Raw genomic sequence first — 23,550 nt, 5'->3', positions numbered from 1 at the left:
TAGATATCTATCCCGTAGTTTCTTTGATTATTCTGATTAATTTTTATTCCTAATTTATCATTTATTCTATAAAATCATACCAAGAAAATAATTGTTCTTCTTTTACACATTCAATTCTGAGTAATATGTCAATAAACTTCTGATTAGAAATGTCATGACTATAATATTTTTTATCAGTAAACACAACGTGATCAATATTCTCTTTGGGTAAAGAGAAAAAAATGGAACTATTTACTCCACCAACCTTACTAGGGAGTAAACCTGTTATTAACAGTGCTTCTGTGGGCAGCTCTTTTGGAATTTCTACCATATTATTAATAGTTTGTAATATAGGACGATTAAATTTATCGGAAAAATAAGCTGGATGAGGTTTAAAGAATAATGCATCATAATCACCAGATATTGATTTTTTTGCTATTTTTAATAATTCATTCGCATAATTAATTTCATAGTTACCTAGATAATAGGTTATTCCACCGATGAACATAAACCCATTGAGACTTTTTTTAAGTTTATTTTGAAGTTGCTCATTTAGCCCCACCATTTTACATAAACAATCTTTATTTTGTGCAGAAAGTGCTTGTCCTGAAAAATCAATAGACAGACAGTTTTGCTCAATTTGTTGAAAAATAGGTTGAATAAAATCAGTTTTTATAAAATAGTCTTTTTTTAGTAGATGATAGGTAGTTGGATAGAAATGTCCCCAAAGGTATTGGGCTATAATCGGGTTCGTAAGAGTAACGCCTGCCTTTTTTAAATAGGCATGCATATCCATTAAGCTTACATTTAATAAATAATGTAAGTTTGTGTGTTTGAGTGATTCCAAATCGAGGTATTCTTTACTGCCATCATCATAAAGATGAAGATAGTCAATATGAATATTTTTATTTTTTTTTGCAAGTTGTGTTATTGGGGCGATAAGGGTCAGCGAATGCCCTAAGTTCGCGTGAATTTCCAGAGATATATTTTCTTTTAGTGCGCAATCACTAATTAATGTTAAAACACTTTCAGGGCAACATGGCCACATGCCACTTTGTGGAACGTTAGAAAAGAAAGCCTCAATCCCCATTTCATTTCTGATCACATTTTCTAATAATGGATAGCGGTTATAACAAAATATTCTAAAGGACTCCTCCTCTTTATTCTGTAAAAAATGGATAAGCTGCGCTAAAGCAGGTAAGGTCGCTGGATCTAAGTAGAGTGTGATTTTTTTCATAACCTAAAACATAATAAATAAATTCTGTAGCATTGTATCTCAATATAACCAAAATTTACAGATATTAACTATTTAAATAAGCTATTGATCATTTCATTAGGTTATCTTTAATCCGTTCAGCAAACATGCCAATACTCAATGCAAAATAATTAGATTTATTCCAATCTAAAATAGTGCGGAAATTATTTGAAACTAAAAACGCTCTGCCCGCTTCGCGATCAGGGCGAACTAGCCAAAGCTGAGCATTTTCAAGTGTACTTAATTTTGCTTGATCCTGTGGATTGGCACTTTTTAATATTAGCCCCATCGCTTGCCAATCTTTTAAAGAGCGTGCTTTATTGCTTTCTGTACCAGAATAACTCAAATCAATAGGTTGCGTAAGCATCACCTCTACGCCCCAAGGGGGGCTATTATCCCAGCCTACTGTATGCAAATAATTTGCGATAGAAGCGAAAGTATCAAATTGGTTTTTCCAAATATCTTTTACGCCATCATTATTTCCATCAGCCGCATAACGTAAGAAAGTGCTTGGCATAAACTGAGTTTGTCCCATCGCGCCCGCCCATGAACCTAACATACGTTTACGTTGAATATGATCTTTTTCAAGCATTTTCATGGCTGAGATAAATTCTTTCGTAAATAATTTTTCTCTACGACTTTCAAAAGCCAAGGTTGCCACTGCAGAAAGTACATCATATTTTCCTTGATAATGCCCGAAACTACTTTCCATTCCCCATAACGCAAGCAAATACTCCTGCTGAACACCATATTTTTGGCTTACTTTTTGCAATGGCGCTTGTACTTCCCAGTAACGCTCACCCGCGACATTCACTTTATCTTGAGTAAGTACTCTATTGAGATAATTGCTCGTGCCATTCGGATTAGCCACTGGAGGTGAATTAGGATCTCTTTTACGAATTTTACCAGCTTGTTCACGATCTAAATCTACTGCCTTTTGCATATAGAGAATATTATTTTGAGCATTCAATACCGATAATGACACACCTTCAGCGGCGACCTTACCTTTTAAAAATTGAACATAATCATTAAAATTTTCTGGTGTTCTTTGCTTAGTATAACTGGTGTTATTGACCACTGGCTTAATATCAGGCGAACTAGAACAGCCAACTAAAAAAAAGTGCGGTGGATAATGCAGAAATTTTAAATAACATATTCAATTTCATCGGATTTCCTATTTACGTAAAAAAGTTTGATAAAAGTTTTTCAATAACGAGGTTGGCAATAAACGAGAGCCAAAACGCAATGCAAAAGTAAATAATCCAGCTAACAAACCTTGAATACCCAAACGATATTTTAATTTGAACAAACGCCATTCTGCCTTGGCTTGATTGACACCACAGCGGCGACTCACCATGCCATTTCCTACTCGCGCATAAACTAAAATATCTGGCAAATTCGCGACATATAAACCTTGTGCGACAAGTTTTATCCACAAATAATAATCTTCTTGAAGATCTTCATATCCACCACAATTAATGACCGCACTTTTTTGATATGCCACCGTCATATGATTAAACGGACAACGTTTTTGCGTGAATTTGATAATTTCTTGAGCCGACGTTGGCACATTACGATATGCCACAATATCATTTACATTTTCACCAAATTCAGCAATTTGTCCGCCAAAAATGATGGTTTCAGGGTGCTGTTCAATAAATGCCACTTGCTTTTCAAAACGCTCAGGCACGCAAATATCATCGGTATCCATACGGAAAACCCAGTCATAAGCACAATACAATAAACCCTCGTTTAAGGCTTTACCTAATCCTCGATTTTGCGGCAATTTAACTAATTTTAATGGCAGTTTTGTTTCAAACTCCGTCACAACAGATTCTAATCCTGGCGTTACTGCGCCATCAAAAACCAATACAATTTCATCTGCTTGACGAGTTTGTGCTACAAGACTTTCAAAACACTCCCGCAAGAATTGAGGATTTTCCTTAATATATAAAGACATTAGGACTGAAAATTTCATTTTATTTTCCTACATAAACCGTTTTAAATTAATGGCTAATTTTGGCGAAATTAAAATAACCAAAGTAATAATGAATTGCTTAATGCTTTTTGTTTTCTTAAAAAGATCAAAATAATATTTTGCCGCTTTACGCGATAAATTCATGATATGGGGATAAGCCAAAATATAGCTCGCGTTAATATCAAAATTACGAGCTTGCTCTACCGTTTTCACATAATGCTCACGAATATAATCAATGGCTTTTTGCGTGTTGGTAGTATCCGTAGACACACTTGAACGTTTAGTATGGAAAGTACAATAAGTCAGTGGTTCATTAATTTTATAAGGTTTAAAACTCGGCTCCTTTAGCAGTTTTAACAAGAAATCATAGTCCTCCAAAGAACGAAGTGCGGTCGATAATCCGCCTATTTTTAAAAACATCTCTTTTTTAATCGCAACCATTGGCATTCCGCCAATCTTATTGGCTAACAAAATACGTTCTGGCGAGATTTCTTGAGGTTCAATCGGTTGAGTCACATAAGTAAACCCTTCATTGACCATTTCACACTTAGCTGGATGATAAATAAAATTAATATTCGGATTTTGCTCAATCACTTGTAATATTTTTTCGCATTTTTTCGGCATAAAACAATCATCATCATCGAGAAAAAATAACCAATCTCCCTTTGATGCACGCGCGCCAATATTACGACTTTCTGCTGCACCTTGATTGGTTTCGTTACGAATCACTGTAACTGGAAAAGAATAGCTTTGCTCAACGACGACTTTTTCTTTGGAGCAATCATCCACAATAATCACTTCAAAATGAGTCGATGTTTGTTGAGTTAAACTTTCTAATAAAGCTGGTACTTCTGCTTTTCGATTATAAGAAGGCACAATAATGCTTAACATAATTCCTTCCTTTAATTAGCCAAATTTTTCTTAATCGCAAAGATTTTTTTCAATGGATATTTCATTAATTTTTTAAACAAATTATTGGATAAAGATCCACGAACACTTTCTAAATTGCTTATCAATACAGGATTTTCAATAACCATGAGAGGGCGAACCACTTTATTTTTTATATTAAAATCCTGTTCAAAGAGTAAAAAATCATCCGCTAACCAAAATGGTTTGTTTTGAGAAATTTGCTGGATAAATCTTCTTGCTGCTGATTTTTTAATAAGATAGCCCACCGTGCCAGCAAAATAACTTTTATAAGGAAAAGCGTAATTTACATTGCCTGTTTTTTTGCATAAAAAAGAGAAGGTTGTCGGATAATTAATTTCTAAATCATCGTCGTTGAAATCATTAATTTTTGACTGCCCAACCAATATAATTTCAGACTTGAGTTTTTCTGATAAAAGTGCGGTTAAATTTTGCTGAAAATCTTGGTGGAATAAAGCATCGTCTTCACAGACTAACGCATAGCTATCTTCAGCAATATCGTTGTCTTCAACAATTTTTTGGTACACAGAAAGATGGCTTAATGTACATCCTATTTCGCCCTTAGTGATATTACGGCCATAATGTGCTTTAAATTGTTCAATATTAAAAATAGAGGCTAATTCATCCCAATCTTTTTGCATGGTATTAATGGCAGAAAAAATTTGGAAATCCTCAGTATTTTTTTGAGAAAAGAATAATTCCCGACGTTGAATATCTTTATCTAAAGAGATCAAATATTTTTTTAACATAAAATTATTCCTTATAAAATCGCTTTCCATTCTTCAATAATTTTTTCAATGCCATAATCTTCACTCATTACACGAGATTTGTTTGACATTTGTTGATAAAGTTCAGGATTATTCATTAATAAATCTAAACCGTTAACCATTTCTTCAATATTATTTTTTTCACAAAGAAAACCATTTTCTTTATGTTCCACTAATTGCTTGACGCTCGGAGAACAATTAAAGGCAACAATAGGCAAACCAAATGCCATCGCTTCAATAACAACTAAAGGCAAGCCTTCTGTTTGTGAAGGTAAACAATAAATTGAACTGCTTTCATAATAAAAAGCGACATCATTGGTACGAGGAATAAAATTAACTGAATCTTCAATATCCAATGCTTTAGCAAGATTTTTTAAATTATCTTCTTCCTCACCCGATCCCACTATTTTTAAATTCCAATCTGGGTGATTTTTTGCTAAAACTTGCCAAGCTTTTAATAAATAATCAAAACCTTTATAAGAAAATAAATGCCCTACAGATAAAATAGTTTTATTTTCCCATTTTGCTAATTTATTCTTTGGCAAAAGCGTATTTGGATTAGCTATACTGATTATATTGTTCGTTTTAAATTTTTCTTGCCACAGTGTTTTTTCTGACTCGGTTAATGTGACGACTTTATCACATCTTGTTGAAGCTAAATATTTGCCAAGCGTACGAACTAGACGATTGCCGGTAAAGTTAAAAGAATAATGCTCCCATAAAATATGCTTTACATGTAAATTGACCAACGCCAAAGCAGAAAAAAGCATAATCGCCCCATCAACCACAATTAAGGTATCCAGCTGTAATTCTTTAACCAATTCTCTTAATTTTTTTGTAATAGAAAAATAATCTTTTTTCAATGAATAGGGCAATTTATTCATTGCGTAAATATTAATTTTTTCATCGACTTGGAAAAAAGGCTTATTACCGCCAATGCTAATAAAAGAAACATCATATCCCTGTTTAGCGAGAGCATTGGCAACATTAATAGAAACGCGCTCCGTTCCTCCCGCACTTTCGATATTCATAATAAAGAAACCAATTTTTTTCATCTTAAATTTCCTTATAAATCGTTAATCCAAGGTCTGGAAATGAATCGTAATAGAATTGCCATCTTGGAATACTCGTTCTAATAAAACGAATTTCTACATTAGGGTGACTTAATAAATTAAACGCAACAGAACTGAAGAACGTGTAAATAATCACCTTTTTATCCGATAAATTCTTAAATACGTAATCTTCAAAAATGAGTTCTGATTCAACATAATTTACCCCGTCTACTCGGTAATCTTCTGCTGGATGAGGGAAATAATAGTCAAAAGGAATCTGATCTTTTAGTTTTTTTATTAATGAGATGTTTTCCTCTTTTGTATTTAACAATGGTTGCCCAATAAAAAATGAGACCTCTCCATCTATATCGCAATCTATTTGATTATCCCATAGAGATATTGCTTCAATATTGGAAACAATATTTTTGTAATTAGGATAAACCGTATAATGTTTTTTTATTTTTTTAAATAATTTATGCATATTATATTTATTACCAATAAAGGCCTTAATCAGTTTATATTTAAATGTGTCAGGCTCTCTCAATAAATTGGGGTGTGGGAAAATATTATCTGAACCATCATCAAAGGTATAAAGCTCTTTAAATGAAACATGGCTAAGATAGGTTTGTAGCCATAATGAATTAAGATTGGCGAGAAAAACCTTATCAAAACCTTTGTGCGTAATTTTATTCTTGATCTGGCGCATTAACTTGAGAGAATCAAAACCTTTTAGATCTTTTCCCGTATCAATGTTCATCGAATCATTACAAACTTCCGCTAATTTACTCGCGTACAAGGTTCTTTTTTTATCCCATACACCACCAAACATGACGCCAAAGAATTGCTCGTTAGGATGTAATTCAATTATTTTTCTCGCAATTAATACTTGCAATGGTGTGCAACAAAGAATGAGATTCATAGGGTTTTACTCACTTTAGATGTCATAAAATAAAGAATAGGAATAATGAAAAGCGAACCAATAATTCCAGCATAAGGGATATATTTAATTTCTGTAAAAGTTAAAGCCACAAGGCTCGCTACATAAATGATTGTAGATAAAACGGAACATTGGGAAATAAGTTTATTTTTTCCATAATAGAAAAGATAATTAACTAAAATCAAATAAGGAATACTTAATGTGGTCGAAATTAAAAATAAAATAAAATAATATTTCGTTCCCACAAATTGGCTACCTAAAATCCAAACTAGCACATCTTCAGGAATAATCCACATAACTAAAGCAGGAATAGGTATCAGCAAAAAGGAAAATAACACCCATTTATGTAACTGTTGAATCACTAATTTTTTTTGTTTTAAGGCTTCATAAAAATAGGGGATGATCGCTTTATTAAGTGCTTGAATCGCAATAGAAACGACCAAAGCAAGTTGAGCGCCCATGGCATAAAGCCCTAAATCTGTTTCACTGAATTTATGATAAATAAAAATACGGTCTAACTGCCCTTTTAAGAAAAAGCTCGCATGATGCAAAATAAGCGGCAATCCAAATCCTAAAATATAAAATAATGCGGATTGATAATGTTTAAATTGATATTTTTTAGATGTCGCACTCTTTCTGTAAAGAAAATAAGAAAAAAACCAAACGACTAAATTACTCAATAAAATAGCCAAAATTCTTTTTTTAACAAGATCATTTTGATAATACTCGAGCAATGCGACGGTAAATACCGCACCAGTAACAGTGAGTGAAAATTGAATAAAAGCATAAGACCAAGCCTTTTTCTGGCATTGTCTTACACTTAGCTGAACATTTAAGAAAGATTGAAAAATTGAGGAAAGTGCAGCATAGAATAATATTTCAGACTGAACAATCCAACACCCCATTAAAATAATACTGCCAATTATCGTGGTATAAGCATATCCGGTATTCACTACTAAATTTAATGAACGTTTTCCGTAAAAATAAAAATAACGGGAAATTGCGCCCTCTTGAGTTAAAGAAACCACAATTAAAAATAAACTTAAAAAAGTTTGATAATAAGAAAGTGAGCCATACCCTTCTACGCCCAATTTACGCGATAAATAAGGCAAAAGTAAAAAAGGAACTAACTTTGACGATAATTCCCCAACAAGGTAAATGACACTGTCTTTAAAAACTTTCATAAATATAACCGCACTTTTGATGAATTCGAGCGTTTGTTTATCAAAAAATAAGGGGGCTTATTTTAACAAAATCAACATGGACAAGCTATGACTAATCATTATAATGAAACCGCACTATATCAAGGATCTTATCTATGTTAGAATTAGGAAAACTTCTTACCGCACTTATCGCACCACCTCTCAATACCTTTGTATTACTGATTATTGCAGCGATTCTTTATCGTGTTCATTTTAAAAAATTAGCCAAATTTATTGCGCTTATCAGTTTCACTTGGCTTTATGTCATGAGTTCGCCTTTTACTGGTTTATTGCTAACAGATAATGATGACACTCCAGCCCTTACCCTAGATGACTATAAACAAGCTCAAGCCATCGTCATATTAGGAGGTGGATCTTACCCAACCAAAGAACTATATGCAGAAACGGCTTCTGGTGCACCGCAACTAGAACGTTTACGTTATGCTGCATTTTTACAAAAAGAAACGGGCTTACCTGTTTTAACCACGGGCTATTCTTTGATAGGCATTTCTGAAGGCGACTTAATGGCAAAAGAGCTTAACCAATTCTTTAATGTGCCAACACAATGGATCGAAAATAAAGCCCGTAATACGGAAGAAAATGCCAGTTTTACTAAAAATATTTTAGTTAAAGATAATATTCAAAAAATTATTTTAGTAACAAATCAGTGGCATATGAAACGAACCAAATACCTTTTTGAAAAACAAGGATTCGATGTACTTCCTGCTGCAGCGGCAAGCTATGGCAGCAAAGGAAATCTATCTGCAAAATCTTTTATTCCTGACTTAGGTGCGTTAAATAGCAATATGGTTTTATTAAAAGAGTGGATTGGTTATTGGAAAGCCCATTACCTAGAATAATTTGCTTATAAAAACGAATCTTCTTTGATGAAAATCACAGCTTACACATATATTTTCGGTTACCATAAAAATCACTCAATTTGATGTAGAGAATAAGTTATGAACGGAATCGAATTACGCATTAAAGGCAAAGTGCAAGGTGTGGGATTTCGCCCTTTTGTGTGGTTATTAGCAAATGAATATGGCCTAAAGGGCGATGTAAATAATGATGGACAAGGGGTATTAATTCGATTTATAAATCCAGAAAAAGAAGCACTCACACATTTTTTAAAAGATTTACAGGAAAAACTACCGCCCTTAGCACTAATCTCAGATATTCAGCAATGTGAAAAACACTGGGAAAATCTACCGCACTTTGCTGAATTTGTAATCCGAGAAAGCGAAAACAATGCGATGGACACACAAATTGTGCCTGATGCCGCCACTTGTCCCGCTTGCGTAGAGGATTTATTCAATCCTGAAAATCGTCGTTATCACTACCCTTTCACTAATTGCACCCATTGCGGGCCTCGTTTTACGATCATCAAAAAAATTCCTTATGATCGTAAAAATACATCGATGTCGGATTTTCCTTTCTGTCCAGATTGTGAACATGAATATAAAAATCCAGCAGATCGCCGATTTCATGCCCAACCTAATGCCTGCCCAGTTTGTGGCCCGCATATTTGGTTACAAGATACCGAACATCAACTTGCAACACATCAAACAGCCTTAAAACAAACCGCACTTTTGCTGAAAGAAGGAAAAATTTTGGCAATCAAAGGGATCGGCGGTTTTCATTTAGCTTGTGATGCACAGAATTTCGATACAGTTCAATTACTGCGAGATCGTAAACATCGTCCAAGCAAACCTCTTGCCGTAATGGTGCCTGGTTTAGATTTTTTGCAAAATTTAACAGAAACCGAAATCAAACTACTCACTAGCACAGCTGCACCAATCGTTTTGTTACAAAAAAATAAAGTGTCCAATCTCGCAGAAAATATCGCCCCGAATCTAAATGAAATTGGGGTGATGTTACCGAGTAATCCATTACAGCATTTGCTTTTACGTGAAATCAATCAACCGCTCGTCATGACATCTGCCAATCCTAGCGGCGAACCACCTGTTTTAGATAACGAAAGTGCGGTGAAAAAATTGAGTAATTTGGCAGATTTCTATCTTTGTCATAATCGCGATATTTTGCAACGCGCTGATGATAGCTTAGTGAGAGCTTCTTTTGATGACGTGGAAACGCTACGCAGAGCACGTGGCTACGTTCCTGATGAAATGCTATTGAAAACGGAAAATACAAAAAATATCTTAGCGTTGGGTTCTGATCTTAAAAATACATTTTGCCTACTAAAACAAAATAAAGCCGTTGTTAGCCAACATATTGGTGATACCTCTAATGAACTTGTGCAACAACAATTAGAAAATAATATCGACTTATTTTGCCAAATTTATCAATTCAAACCAGATTTAATCACGGTGGATGCTCACTTAGGTTATTTTTCATCAAAAACAGGGAAAAATCTCGCAAAAAAATTATCGGTACCCTATGTAGAAGTTTTACATCATCACTCACATATTACAGCTGTATTAGCCGAACATCATTGTCATGAAAAAGTGATTGGTCTAGCTTTAGATGGTATTGGAATGGGGGATAACGGGCAACTTTGGGGCGGTGAATGTTTATTAGTGGATGGCGAACAATCTCAACATTTAGGTGGATTACCCGCCGTTGCGTTACCAGGTGGCGATCTTGCCGCCACCCAACCTTGGCGTAATTGGCTTGCTCATCTTCAAAAATTTGTACCTAATTGGCGTGACATCGCGGCTAAAACTTGTTCCGAATTGCCTTGGGAAATTCTTTCCAATGCCATCGAACGTAATCTTAATTCTCCGCTCATTTCATCGGCTGGGCGACTATTTGATGCGGTAGCTTATGGGTTAGGTATTGTGGGTGACAAACTCTCTTGGGAGGGTGAGGCAGCTTGTTATTTAGAAGCGCTAGCGACAAAATCTGACTTTATCAAAGATGAGAAAGGTGCTGTCAATATTCAGGTTAAAATGCCAATCCAAAATAATCAGTTGGATTTAGCCACATTTTGGCAAAATTGGTTGGATTACGATGATTCCAAAGAAAACAAAGCATTTATTTTCCATTATGCTCTGGCAAAAGGTTTTGCTGAATTAGCTCGTCAGCAAGCAAAACGCCACAATTGCAAAACCATTGTGCTTTCAGGCGGTGTAATGCATAACCAATTATTACGTCGTTTATTAAAACAAGCGCTTGTAGAATTTAATGTGTTAAGTGCACATCAATATCCAATGGGAGATGGCGGATTAAGTTTAGGGCAAGCGATGATCGTAGCAAACTTCTCCAACTAATACCAAATTAATTAAGGTAAATGTTCTTATTTGCATATAAAAAACGATCGCAAGTTAAGCGATCGTTTTTTATGAATGAAAGCAATTACAATCGAGTAATTTCGCCTAAATCGCCCTCATCCTTCAAAAAATCATAGAAAAATTCTACCGCACTTTTTACAGCTTCACTCATCGGAAAACCAAAGGAAACAAGATCAGGCTGGATACCAATAAAAATAACCTCAGGAATATCTTCCTCTAATTGCTCGATTAAAAAATTAAGTGGCAAATTATGCGTGCTGACGAAGAACATTTCTGCAATGAGTTCTTTGTCGATAATACGAATTTTGCCAACGGGCAGTTCCATTTCTGTTGCATCAAAGATAATTAAACGCTTTGGTTTCATGGCTCGGATCTGATGCACAAGATTTTCCGGTGCTGAACCACCATCAAGTGCAGTCAAATTTAGCAATGGATTTTCAGCACAAAGCTGGGCAAGATAAGGGCCTGCACCGTCATCGCCCATCATTGTGTTACCAACAGTTAAGATTACATTTTCATTCATCACGACGTTTCACCATTATGTACATCACAGGTTCACGCTGGATGGAAGCTAGCGTATCCATTAAAATATCGACCCATTTTTGATGTTCAGGCGAAAAATTGGCTCGATTTTCATCAAGTGCCTTAGCCAATAAATTCACATGACTTGAATCAATCACTATTTCACCAAATTTCATTAAGCCCGCAAATTTACGTTTTGTATCCCCTTCAGGGAAGGTATCTACAAAACGTTGGTAATCGGCATAATCACAAATTAGCAATTTTTTAAAGCAGTCAATCACACCAACATGGTGACCAATCGCAAGGGAATAATACATTACTTGCTTGGCTTGCTCTGGAACTTGCTCATCGTTTTCAACAAAACGCTCATTGAGTAAATAGAAAAAAACTTGGGTTGTCATGGTACGTCCTATAAAACTTGTAGAATAATAACGTAATTTCTTCGCTAATCAATACTGCCAAATCTCCCCTTACCCCTCTTTGCTAAAGAGGGGGATTTTTCTTTAGCAATAAAGTATCTTCTCTCATTTTAGTTTTCTATTGTTAATGCAGAAAACTAGATTGAAATCGACTGCTCTTATATCTCTCTTAGCTAAAGAGGGAATTCTTCTTTAGCAATAAAGTATCTTCTCTCATTTTAGTTTTCTATTGTTAATGCAGAAAACTAGATTGAAATCGACTGCTCTTATTTCTCTCTTAGCTAAAGAGGGAATTCTTCTTTAGCAATAAAGTATCTTCTCTCATTTTAGTTTTCTATTGTTAATGCAGAAAACTAGATTGAAATTGACCGCTCTTATTCCCCTCTTTAGCAAAGAGGGGTAAGGGGAGATTTAGCAGAAATCAAAACGGAGCTATTAGTTTATTTAGCAATCGTTAGACTATCCCGAAAACGGCATACTAATTGCATGCAATCGGTTTACGATTTCACTCAAGCGTGGATCCGCTTCACGTTCCAAAAATTCGCCAAGACGAACACCAAATGGAACCTGATCTTTTTCAGACATCATACTCATAAATTGATTAGCAATATCTCCACCTTGTCGATAGCCCGCCAAACGACGCGCTTCACGTTCTAATTCCACGCGTAAATCTAATGGAATATTTGGGAAACGTAATTTAGCCTCAGCATTAGGATCGGCAATTTCTTGTTTACCTTTGAGTTTTTGATCAAGTAAACCAAGTGCCATTGCAAAACCATAAATAGTCGCGGCTGGAGTTGGAGGACAACCAGGAATATACACATCAATTGGCACAATTTGATCGCTACCGCCCCACACGCAGTACAAGTCATGGAAAATACCACCACAGCCGCACGCCCCATAAGAAATACAGATTTTTGGATCGGGGGCAGCTTGATAAGCACGCATTGCCGGTGTACGCATTGCACGAGTTACCGCGCCAGTAAATAATAAAATATCCGCATGGCGAGGTGATGCAACAACCTTAATTCCGAAACGTTCTGCGTCAAAGGTTGGTGTAATGGTACTAAAAATTTCAATTTCACAACCATTACAACCGCCACAGTCAACACGGTAAACATAAGCGGAACGTTGAATATTTTTCAACAAAGTTTGTTTCATTTTCGCAATGTTTTCATCCACACTAAATGGCGTTGAAATACCATTCACGGGCATTGGGATTTGTGTGTTCATCTTGCAATCTCCCTAACGTGATCAAATAACGCCAATTTCACGCGCATATTGGATTCCATATCGGCGGTTTTTTCCAAACTGTTTTGGCGTTTACAGGTTGGGCAAGTATTGAGCACCGCTAATTTATGTTTAACCAGTTCATCGTTATCCAATGTTTGTTTGAATAAATCTACTGCATAATTGAGTTCTTTATGAGAAACGAAAGGTTGACCACATTGATGACAAATCGTTGTAGTGAAGGTTGTTTCTTGATAAAGATCCTGTTTATTGCTGACTGATAATTCAAAATCTTGGCTTAAACGAATGGCTTTTGTCGGGCAAACTTCTTCACAACGGCCACAGAAAATGCAGCGGCCTAAAAATAATGACCACGTACGTTCGCCTGTTTCTGGATCGGTACGCATGGTAAGCGCATTAGCTGGACATGCCATTGTACAGGCGGCACAAACAATACATTGATCAGAATTCAGTTCTGGTTTACCACGGAAATCAGGATCAACTTCATAGGGTTTAAACGGATATTTAGTGGTAACATCCCCCGCATTTAATACGGTTTTAAGTAATTTAAACATTGTGCGCCCCCTATTTTAATGGTGAATTTTTACGTTCAATGCCGTAGCGTTCGATTTCTTTGTAAGAAACCGTTTGAGCTTTGCGTTTACGTACATCCACCACAGTCACACGGTCAGTACAAGAATAGCAAGGGTCAAGGCTACCAATGATAAGTGGCGCATCTGATACCGTATTGCCACGCAACATATAACGTAAAGTTGGCCAGTTTGCATAAGTCGCTGCACGACAACGCCAGCGATATAATTTTTGGTTATCACCAACCATTGACCAGTGAATATCTTCACCACGCGGTGCTTCCGTAATACCTAAGGCAAAACGTCCAGGGGTGTAATTGAAACCTTCAGTGATAATCGCACCAGTTGGCAAGTTATCCACCATATAATCAATGATATTCATGGATTCAAATACTTCATTTACCCGCACTTTCACACGAGAAATGACATCGCAACCGTCTTCAGTGAAAACATTGAATGGTACATCGCCATAGCCTGAGAATGGATGAACTTTACGCACATCACGGGCAAAACCAGAGGCACGAATTAATGGCCCAACAGGACTGAAATCACGTGCTACTTGGCGTTCTAATTTACCTACGCCCACAGTACGTTGTTCCATATTTGGCGTATTGAGTAAAATATCTACCAAAGTTTTAAGCTCTTCACGCATTTCTGCAATAAGCTTAATGCATTGTTCACGTTGGTGTTTCAACATATCACGGCGTACACCACCGATTAAGTTGATACCATAGGTTTTACGTGCACCAGTAAGCACTTCCGCAAGTGTCATCGATTTTTCACGAACACGGAAGAATTGCATAAAGCCAGTATCAAAACCAGTAAAGTGGCTAGATAAACCTAAGTTCAATAAATGACTGTGCAAACGTTCAACTTCCAACAAAATTGCACGAATCCATTGTGCCCGTTCAGGAATTTGAATACCTAACGCATTTTCTACTGAGTTAGCATAAGCAACGCTATGGGTAAAACCACAGATACCGCACACACGGTCAGCCAAGAAATTGACTTGATCGTAATCCATTCGAGTTTCTGCCAATTTTTCCATGCCACGGTGTACATAGAATAAACGGTAGTCTGCATCAATAATATCTTCCCCATCAACAAACAAACGGAAGTGTCCCGGTTCATCTGATGTAATATGGAGAGGACCGATAGGCACAATACGCGCTTCACCTTTTTCGTTAATAAACTCGTAGGTTTCCGTTGCCGTAGTCGGATCTGGACGTAAACGGTAATCCATCGAATCTTTACGTAATGGGTAAAGATCATCTGGCCAGTCATCTGGTAACACTAAACGACGTTGATCGGGAAGACCGACGGCTTTTAAACCGTACATATCAAATAATTCACGTTCGCCCCACACCGCCGCTTTGACTTTTGGTGTCACGGAAGGAAATTCGAGTGTAACAGGATCCACGAGTGCTTTAATCGTCACAAAAGTCTTGACGACACCTTCCATAGAAAGCACATAATAAACAGTATAATGACCATGAATTGAACGTTCATCGTTACCAAAAACTAATGGCAACCAGCCTTCATGTTGATAGTAAAGATATTCCACCACATCAGGTAACATATTGGTTTTCACCGTTAAAGTTACTTGATTCGGTATAGACCACTCCTCATCTAAAATGGTATTCGGAAATTTTGCATTGACGGCTTCAATATAATTTTTGCCGAGCATTTTTACCGGATCGACCGATGTCTTTTTAGTTAATTCCATTTTTTCCCCCAGTTGTCGATCATTTCGCTAAACTTTGCCAAGGTAAAACTAGCATATCGCCAAAGGATACATGTTCAGATCCAAGCACAATTCCTACCGCACTTTTTAGTAACTGCAAGATTGGCTCTGCAATATGGATACCCATTACAAACATTAACAACAATAGTATGGCCATTGCCGCCAAAGAGACTTTACTGACTTCGCCTGCTTCAACATTGTCAGGTTGTTTGCCAAGCACTGTTTTTAATAGCATTAAGGCAAGTCCTGCAAGCACAATAGTGAGTAAAATTAAGCATAAAATAACTAACCAAGTTTTACCCGCTGTAATCCCTGCGACCACAACACTAAATTCACTCACAAATACGTTAAATGGAGGGATACCGCCCAATGCCAACGCACCACCTGCGAAAAGCACCGCACTCACTGGTGCAACACGCCATAATCCACGCACTTGATTCATATCACGGGTTTTATATTTCAATAGAATATTACCCGATGCACAGAATAATAAGGTTTTCGCAAGACTGTGGTTGATAGTGTGAAGTAAACCTGCAAATACCCCAATTGGACCACCAAGACCGAAAGCAAAGCTGATTAAGCCCATATTTTCGATACTTGAGTAAGCAAGCATACGTTTAATATCAAATTGCACGATGATAAATAACGCCGCTACAAGCACTGAAAGTAAACCAAAGATCAACATTAAAGTTTGTGAAAATTCTGCGCCAACTGCTTTTGAAACCAATGTGTAGTAACGCAACACCACAAGCATTGCACAGTTTAATAACACCGCTGATAAAATTGCACTCACTGGGCTTGGTGCCTCACTGTGTGCGTCTGATAACCAAGTATGCATTGGAAATAGACCGCACTTCGTGCCGAAACCAATCAATACGAAAGCGAATGCGATATACATCAACATTGGGTTTAAACCTGTGGCTTGTTGATTTACGGCTGACCAGAAAATCGCTTGGCTTGGATCGGCAAGCACGCCATTTGCATTAGCAAAGGTTAAAAGTGTGCCGTATAAACCGAATGCTACCCCCACAGAACAGATGATGATGTATTTCCACGCGGCTTCAAGGGATGTTTTTTGTTTGTAAGTACCGACCAAAAACGCAGAGCTTAATGTTGTCGCTTCAATGGCAACCCACATTAAAATCAAGTTATTGGTGATAACTGACACAATCATCGTAAAGAAGAATAAGTGTAAGAAACCGTGGTAATGTGCATAGGTTTTAAAATCAATATGCCCTTCTTCCAATTCTGTGTTCATATAACCGATGGAATACACACCAGCAAGTGAACCCACGACAGCAATTAAGCCTAAGAAAATGGCAGAAAGACTATCAACATACACCCAGTTGTTAAATGCACTGATACTGCCTTTTTCCAACACGCCAGAAATGACTTGTACGGAAAAGAACAACATCAAAATTAACCCGGTAATATGAAATGCGGTACAAACTGTCCGATTTTTTGTTCCGCGTAGTGCAAAGCTTTCAAAAGCGATGACTAAAGGTGCGATTAATAACGCAATTATCCATTGTTCATACATAGCGTTACCCCTTCAAACTCATAAGTTGTTTAGCATCAACAGTGTTGAAAGTGCGGTAAATTTTATTCACCAATACGACCATAATGATGACCGCAAAAATCGCATCGGTGGCAATGCCGATTTCAACTAACTCTGGTGCATTGTTGGCAAGTAAAGCCAATGTTAAATGCGCACCGTTTTCCATTAAACAATAACCGAAAACTTGTTTCACAATATTGCGTTGGCTCACAATACACACTAAACCTAAAAGGAAGTGGCTAAGTGATACTGACAACGCTGGTTTTAAATGTTCAACTAACGGTAAATTCACTGGAATGACAACAAAGTAACATAAGCAAACGATGATAGATGTGATCGGGATCAACCAAGCGATATTCATTCCTGCAGGAGTTTGACTTTCGTCAATTTTTCGTAAAGAAAAGATTAAAATTCCTGGCACTAATAATACTTTCGTGATGAATGCACTAATCGACCACATATAAAGTTCGTGAGCTTGCATTTCAAATGCCAAATAAACGAATAACACCACCAATACAAGAGACTGTAAGCCATAGCATAACGCGGATTTTTTTGCGGTTTTTGCCATAATGACACAAAGCGATGTAATGATGAGTAAACTCGCTAATACATTGATCATTAACATAATTCTCTCCTTAACCCGCAAGACCTAACCAATAGGCAGCGATAAAGCTAGAACACACAGACATCACCATTAAAATCACTAAAACAAATGTCATAGAGAATGGCAATGGTTGCGCATTTTGCACGTCTTCAGATGGTTTACCGATAACGCATTGACCAAATTTATAAAGCAACCAAACAAATGTTGCCGTAGATTCAATCAACGCAATCACCATTAACCAAGTTACCCATGAATATTCTTGCCCGAGGTCGAAACCAGCGGCAAACAATGGGAATTTGCTGAAGAAACCGTTAAACGGTGGCACACCAGCAATAGCCAATGCGGCAATACCAAATCCTGTACCAACCACAGGCATGGTGCGCATAATCCCTTGTAAACGAGGCATTGAACGTGTGCCAGTGGCATAACTCAATGAACCCGCTACCAAGAAGAATAAGCTTTTCGCAAAGGCGTGGTTAAAGATATAAGCAATCGCTGCAACAAAAGCTAATTTAGAACCTAATGCTGCAAGAGAAAGCCCGATGAAAATGTAAGAAAGTTGAGTAATAGTTGAATACGCAAGTAAGCGTTTTAAATCCGCTTGTGGCAAGTACATTAAGAAACCATAAATCAATGTAATCATTGCCATCACAATTCCCACTTCACCCACAATGTGAGGAATTTCACCAGCAGACATCACGGAACGAGCGAAAATATAGACGCCCACTTTTACCATTGATGCGGCGTGCAAATATGCACTGACTGGTGTTGGTGCTTCCATCGCATTTGGTAACCAAATTTGCATTGGAAGTTGTGCTGATTTACCCCATGCGGCAAACATCACCCCAAACAACACAATAGTTTTCGCTTCTGGCGCAAGATGTTCTAACGCGGTGATAGAGAATGTGCCAGATTGGCTAAATAAATAAGCCGCAGCAAGATATAAACCTAATGAACCTACGTGAGTGATAATCAACGCTTTCATCGCAGCCGCCATTGCTTTTTGGCTTTGATAATAGCTGATTAATGCCCAAGAACATCCCCCTGTGATTTCAAAGAAAAGCAACTGACCCGCTAAAGTTGATGAATACACCAAGCCTGCCATTGCACCAATGAAAATCAATAAGAAAGCATAAAAACGAGGTAATCCATTATGTGGATGTTCGCGGTTTTTATCGGTTAAATAACCACAAGAATATAAGCAAATTAAGAAACCTAAACCCACAACGGCAAAGGCAATTAATGTACTCACTGCATCTAAGGTCACGCCGAAGATGGCAGTATCACCAAATTTAACTAAATCATAGGTGACAGATTGTGCGCCATTTGCATACCACTGCCCCGCCACAGCAAGTGTGCCAAGGGTAGCTAGTGCGGCAAAAATTGTGGCAATTTTAGGGAAAGATTGTTTGTTCACCCCCACAATAAACGCACCGACAAACGGCAAAATGATTGTAATTAGTGCTAAACGTTCCATATTTCCTCCTTACAATCCTGTGAAGTAAAACACAAACGCCAACACTGAAATGCCGAAGCCGACCACAGTTAAACGTCCTGTTAGCATAAAGCGGGTACGTGCCAATGTGTTTTCAAACACACATGCGGCGATAAATACCACGAGTAATTTCACAAAGAAAGAAACGATACCTAAAATGACCGCACTTACCGTGAACTCTTGTGCTGCACCGAATGGGAAAAGCACGCTCACAAAGATAGAGGCAACCACCATTGATTTTAAACTCAAACCGACTTTTAATAAGGCGAAAGAAGGGCCTGAATATTCAGTAAGTGGGCCTTCTTGAAGTTCTTGTTCTGCTTCAGCCAAGTCAAATGGAATTTTGCCCATTTCAATAAAGATCGCAAAAGCAGCGGCAACTAAGGCAATTACTGTTGCAACGGGATATTGCCAAGGTTGGCTAGAAAGTGCGGTGCTAATTACTGCAAAATTTGTAGAACCTGCAATTAAAGCAATCACAATGAATGCCAACATTAAGATAGGTTCAACAAGTACGCCTAATGTCACCTCACGGCTTGCACCTAAACTTGAGAAAGTACTGTTAGAATCCAAACCCGCAATTGAAAAGAAAAAGCGGAACAACGCGAACAAATAAATAACGGTGATTAAATCACTGCCTGCCCCAAAAGGTGAGTGATGAGTAAACATGGGTAAACTCATTGCAACCACCATGACTGTGCTAATTAACACATAAGGCATAGCACGAGATACCCAACCCGCATTATCTGGCCAAATATTTTGACGTGTCATTAATTTAGCAATGTCGCGATAATCTTGTAACAAGCCCGGGCCACGACGGGATTGAATACGAGCCCGAATCATCCGTGAAATGCCTGAAAAGAGCGGTGCCAAAGCAAGAAGAATTAACGCTTGCACAATGGCTAAAAGGAACATTCCAGCGGAAGTGGAAATTTCTGAAGGTAATGAAATCATAATTTCCTCCTACATCAACGCAATGGAAAGTAATAACACAACCAAGGCAATCACGAAGTACACGCAATAAACGCGGAAGTCGCCTTGTTGTAGCCATTGAATTTTACGACCTAACCATGGGATAAAATGCGCAATCGGCATTGTTACTTTTTCTTCCCAGAATGGTTCTGTTTTGGTCGCACCTGAAATTAATGCATTGATACCTTTTGCACCAGCAGGCGCAGGATCAAGCACTTGACGCAAGGTATAAAGTGGCTTGAAGATGATACGAAGCGGACGAGTAAAACTACCCGCAGAGGCTGCCATATCCATTTCGTAAGCATAACCACAAGCCCAAGGATTGCCTTTTGTACGATCTGCCATACGATTGCCTTTGGTATAAGCGTAATACATAAACGGCAGCACAAAGAATGCAATCAACATAATGCTCACCATTGGTGTAGAAAGCGCCGTATTCGGTGTATTGCTTGCTACCACTACGCCATTTTCTGCTAAATTAAGCATTTCATTATGAGAAAGTGCGGTTGCAATATTGGCAATTATTGGAGTGACCACAGAAGCGCCTACGCCTAAAAGTACGCAGAATAATGCCAAGATTGCCATTGCAATCACCATTGGTTTTGGCACTTCGCGTGCATGTGCTGCTTTTTCGCTGCGTGGTGCACCACCAAAGCTAATGCCATACACTTTCACGAAACAAAGTGCGGCAAGCGCACCTGTTAAGGCAAGCATAATGATTGCAACAGGGCCTGCGATACGTAATACCACATCATTGTGTTGGCTTAAGTCGAATAAAGATTGATAAGTAAACCATTCACTCACAAAACCGTTAAACGGTGGTAATGCTGAAATTGCCATAGTACCAATCAAGAAACAGAAAGCAGTAAATGGCATTAATTTTCCAAGTCCGCCCATTAAATCCATATCTTTTGAATGTAAACGGTACATCACAGAACCAGCGCCCAAGAACAATAAGCCTTTGAATACCGCATGGTTAAGTAAGTGATATAAACCGCCAAGTAAACCGACAATAGCAAGCACAGGATTATGAATGGCCATACCAATCATACCGACACCCACACCCATCATAATAATGCCGATGTTTTCTACGGTGTGATACGCCAAAAGTTTTTTGATGTCATGTTCTGCTAAGGCATAAAGTACGCCAAGCACAGAAGAAACTGCGCCAAAAGCAAGCACAATCACACCAAACCACATATTGTGTGCGCCAAGTAGATCAATACCAACTTTGATAATCCCAAAGATACCGATTTTAACCATCACACCAGACATCATTGCAGAAGCATGAGAAGGTGCAGCTGGGTGAGCTTTTGGTAACCAGCTATGCAATGGAATCATCCCTGCTTTTGCGCCAAAACCAAGAAATGCCAAAATAAATACCGTAAAGGCTAAAGGCATTGAAAGCTCTGTGTGGCGGAAGGCTTTAAATTCAAAGCTACCTGCGTAGCAATAGAAAATAAAGAAAGCGATCATAATCAACACAGAACCAGCGTGAGCAATGAAGAAATACAATAAGCCCGCATTGGTTGCGTTGTCATCTTGTTCGGTCAGTACTAAAAAGTAAGATGCCAAAGACATCATTTCAAAGAACACTAAAAAGTAGAAAGCGTTATCGCTGGTGACTAAGGCAACCATTGAGGCGATGAACAAATTCATAAAGAAACCCATTGTGCCAGCGCCTTTGCCAATGTATTCTTTCACATAGGAAAAGGAATAAAGTGCGGTGATAATAACCATTAAAGAAATTACACACACCATAAACGCAGCTAATCCGTCAATGCGGATTGAAAATTGGGCGAAGTCGAAAGGGGTTGAAAACACATCAACGACCGTATCGTTGCTGATAAGCACGGGAATGCAGGCAACAATGCCTAACAAGCCACCAAGTACACCAGTCATGCCGGATATATTGATTGAAAGTTGTTCATTTTTTCGCACAGCGAGAGAAATAAACGCACCAATGACATAAATCAACAAGGACGTGATGAGTAAACTGATTGAAGAACTCATAATTTCACTCCATTGATTAACGAGTAAACAAACAATAAACTTTTATCTTGGCACGACAGGAGAACCCATCATTGCCATTTCGCGTTTTTTGCGATTTGCTTGTTCGATACTCTCATCACTAATTAAGAATAAAGTTTTTGTTGGGCAAGTTTGCATACAAGCAGGACCTTCTTCACGGAAATAGCAAAGGTCGCATTTCACTGCGATAGCTTTTACACCAGGTTCCCATGCAAGCATATTATGAACATCGGTATTATTCGGTGCAGTGCGAATATCACGTTTTACCGCATCAGTGAAAGAGAAACTGTTGTAGTGATTTGGTGCATCTAATGGTGCGCTACCGTGTTGAGTAATCGCCCCGAATGGACAAGCAATGGCGCAAAGTTTACAGCCAATACACAAACCTTCGTTTAATTGAATAGTGTCATTTTCGTGCTTAATTGCATGTACAGGGCATACCGTAGCACAAGGTGAATCATCACAATGACGACATAAAATCGGCACAGTAATATCGTCGTTACGCATTACTTGTAACCGCGGAAAGGATTGTAATCCAAAAGTTTTGTGTACTTCGCTGCAAGCAGCCATACAGGTATTGCATCCAATGCAATCTTTCGGATCACCTATAACAAAACGGTTCATATTTTCCCCCAAAGTATGTATAGATAGAAACAGAAAGTAGGTGGAAGGCATTACGCCAATACATCACAATAACCACTCTGGAAATAAGGATACTCCTTCAGAGTTACCCAAACTAGAGTAAAACGATTGTTTTATTGACTGAGATCATAAATTTTTTTATTTTTATCGAAGGGAAAATTTCGTATTGAGATTGACTCTCAATTCAATTTGTTAAGATTGTAAGTGATTGATACTATTAAACTAATTATTGAAAAATAATTGCTAATGCAATGTTAAAATCCTGTTGGCATTTTCTCATTTAGCACAAAAGTGCGGTAGATTTCCCGCAAGTTTTGGAGACTGCTTTGAAGTAGATTTTCATCATAAAAATCCTCTTTTCTAAATGAGAATAAATAAAAAAGACATAAAAAAAC

General features: G+C 37.6%; 20 protein-coding genes and 1 pseudogene. 2 read left to right on the top strand and 19 right to left on the bottom strand.

The features are described 5' to 3' along the window. Positions 1–61: 61 nt before the first annotated feature. The 8 genes and pseudogenes from AC6H0A_RS01575 to lsgA all read right to left on the bottom strand — a co-directional run bounded on the left by AC6H0A_RS01575 (position 62) and on the right by lsgA (position 8,079). The gene (locus AC6H0A_RS01575) at positions 62–1,216 is read right to left on the bottom strand and encodes a hypothetical protein (RefSeq protein ID WP_070047041.1); all 1,155 of its coding nucleotides are present in this window, start codon (positions 1,214–1,216) and stop codon (positions 62–64) included. 88 nt (positions 1,217–1,304) lie between these two features. Next, positions 1,305–2,400 (bottom strand): annotated as a pseudogene (locus tag AC6H0A_RS01570) (lytic murein transglycosylase). A gap of 8 nt (positions 2,401–2,408) precedes the next feature. Continuing rightward, positions 2,409–3,212 (bottom strand): lipooligosaccharide biosynthesis galactosyltransferase LsgF, encoded by an 804-nt coding sequence (lsgF, locus tag AC6H0A_RS01565; RefSeq protein ID WP_005640573.1) that lies wholly within the window; start codon positions 3,210–3,212, stop codon positions 2,409–2,411. A 9-nt stretch (positions 3,213–3,221) separates the two neighbouring features. After that, positions 3,222–4,103 carry a lipooligosaccharide biosynthesis N-acetyl-glucosamine transferase LsgE gene (gene lsgE, locus AC6H0A_RS01560; protein WP_497512289.1) on the bottom strand — a complete coding sequence of 294 codons (882 nt, stop codon included), beginning with the start codon at positions 4,101–4,103 and terminating at the stop codon, positions 3,222–3,224. A gap of 11 nt (positions 4,104–4,114) precedes the next feature. Then, entirely contained in the window at positions 4,115–4,888 is a 774-nt protein-coding gene (gene lsgD / locus AC6H0A_RS01555; RefSeq protein WP_044232332.1) for a lipooligosaccharide biosynthesis galactosyltransferase LsgD, read from the bottom strand. 11 nt (positions 4,889–4,899) lie between these two features. After that, positions 4,900–5,961 carry a lipooligosaccharide biosynthesis family 4 glycosyltransferase LsgC gene (gene lsgC / locus AC6H0A_RS01550; protein WP_005640565.1) on the bottom strand — a complete coding sequence of 354 codons (1,062 nt, stop codon included), beginning with the start codon at positions 5,959–5,961 and terminating at the stop codon, positions 4,900–4,902. A gap of 1 nt (position 5,962) precedes the next feature. Next, positions 5,963–6,877 (bottom strand): lipooligosaccharide biosynthesis sialyltransferase LsgB, encoded by a 915-nt coding sequence (lsgB, locus tag AC6H0A_RS01545; protein WP_070047040.1) that lies wholly within the window; start codon positions 6,875–6,877, stop codon positions 5,963–5,965. Continuing rightward, entirely contained in the window at positions 6,874–8,079 is a 1,206-nt protein-coding gene (gene lsgA / locus AC6H0A_RS01540) for a lipooligosaccharide flippase LsgA (protein ID WP_005640557.1), read from the bottom strand. Before lsgA ends, lsgB begins: the two co-directional genes overlap by 4 nt. Before the next feature lie 134 nt (positions 8,080–8,213). Between lsgA and AC6H0A_RS01535 the strand changes: the two genes are divergently transcribed. Further along, positions 8,214–8,957 carry a YdcF family protein gene (locus AC6H0A_RS01535; protein WP_179230738.1) on the top strand — a complete coding sequence of 248 codons (744 nt, stop codon included), beginning with the start codon at positions 8,214–8,216 and terminating at the stop codon, positions 8,955–8,957. Positions 8,958–9,056: 99 nt separating this feature from the next. Continuing rightward, a complete protein-coding gene (hypF, locus tag AC6H0A_RS01530) occupies positions 9,057–11,327 on the top strand; it encodes a carbamoyltransferase HypF (RefSeq protein ID WP_005640553.1) in 2,271 nt (756 codons plus the stop codon). Positions 11,328–11,412: 85 nt separating this feature from the next. Here hypF and hycI read toward each other — a convergent pair whose 3' ends face one another. From hycI to AC6H0A_RS01475, 11 genes are all read right to left on the bottom strand, one after another. After that, a complete protein-coding gene (gene hycI / locus AC6H0A_RS01525; protein ID WP_005640551.1) occupies positions 11,413–11,871 on the bottom strand; it encodes a hydrogenase maturation peptidase HycI in 459 nt (152 codons plus the stop codon). After that, complete coding sequence (locus AC6H0A_RS01520; RefSeq protein ID WP_005640549.1) at positions 11,864–12,271, bottom strand: formate hydrogenlyase maturation HycH family protein; 408 nt, start codon at positions 12,269–12,271, stop codon at positions 11,864–11,866. Before AC6H0A_RS01520 ends, hycI begins: the two co-directional genes overlap by 8 nt. A gap of 477 nt (positions 12,272–12,748) precedes the next feature. Next, positions 12,749–13,522 (bottom strand): NADH-quinone oxidoreductase subunit B family protein, encoded by a 774-nt coding sequence (locus AC6H0A_RS01515; RefSeq protein ID WP_497512286.1) that lies wholly within the window; start codon positions 13,520–13,522, stop codon positions 12,749–12,751. Beyond that, positions 13,519–14,094 (bottom strand): formate hydrogenlyase complex iron-sulfur subunit, encoded by a 576-nt coding sequence (locus tag AC6H0A_RS01510; RefSeq protein WP_005626087.1) that lies wholly within the window; start codon positions 14,092–14,094, stop codon positions 13,519–13,521. The genes AC6H0A_RS01515 and AC6H0A_RS01510 overlap by 4 nt, the downstream gene beginning before the upstream one ends. A gap of 10 nt (positions 14,095–14,104) precedes the next feature. Further along, positions 14,105–15,835 carry a hydrogenase large subunit gene (locus tag AC6H0A_RS01505; RefSeq protein WP_005640545.1) on the bottom strand — a complete coding sequence of 577 codons (1,731 nt, stop codon included), beginning with the start codon at positions 15,833–15,835 and terminating at the stop codon, positions 14,105–14,107. A 19-nt stretch (positions 15,836–15,854) separates the two neighbouring features. Further along, positions 15,855–17,393, bottom strand: coding sequence for a hydrogenase 4 subunit F (locus AC6H0A_RS01500; protein ID WP_005640543.1), 1,539 nt, complete (start codon positions 17,391–17,393; stop codon positions 15,855–15,857). 4 nt (positions 17,394–17,397) lie between these two features. Then, complete coding sequence (hyfE, locus tag AC6H0A_RS01495) at positions 17,398–18,036, bottom strand: hydrogenase 4 membrane subunit (protein ID WP_005640541.1); 639 nt, start codon at positions 18,034–18,036, stop codon at positions 17,398–17,400. 10 nt (positions 18,037–18,046) lie between these two features. Beyond that, positions 18,047–19,492, bottom strand: coding sequence for a hydrogenase 4 subunit D (locus AC6H0A_RS01490; protein WP_005640539.1), 1,446 nt, complete (start codon positions 19,490–19,492; stop codon positions 18,047–18,049). 9 nt (positions 19,493–19,501) lie between these two features. Next, the gene (locus tag AC6H0A_RS01485) at positions 19,502–20,464 is read right to left on the bottom strand and encodes a respiratory chain complex I subunit 1 family protein (RefSeq protein WP_005640537.1); all 963 of its coding nucleotides are present in this window, start codon (positions 20,462–20,464) and stop codon (positions 19,502–19,504) included. A gap of 9 nt (positions 20,465–20,473) precedes the next feature. Continuing rightward, on the bottom strand, positions 20,474–22,495 hold the full coding sequence (gene hyfB / locus AC6H0A_RS01480; protein WP_497512283.1) for a hydrogenase 4 subunit B: 2,022 nt from the start codon (positions 22,493–22,495) through the stop codon (positions 20,474–20,476). A gap of 42 nt (positions 22,496–22,537) precedes the next feature. Further along, complete coding sequence (locus AC6H0A_RS01475; protein ID WP_044232328.1) at positions 22,538–23,137, bottom strand: 4Fe-4S dicluster domain-containing protein; 600 nt, start codon at positions 23,135–23,137, stop codon at positions 22,538–22,540. Positions 23,138–23,550 lie beyond the last annotated feature (413 nt).

The organism is Haemophilus sp. THUN1692 (assembly GCF_059704395.1).
The sequence above is the reverse complement of the archived record's forward strand: the minus strand, read 5'-3'. Positions and strand labels throughout refer to the sequence as shown.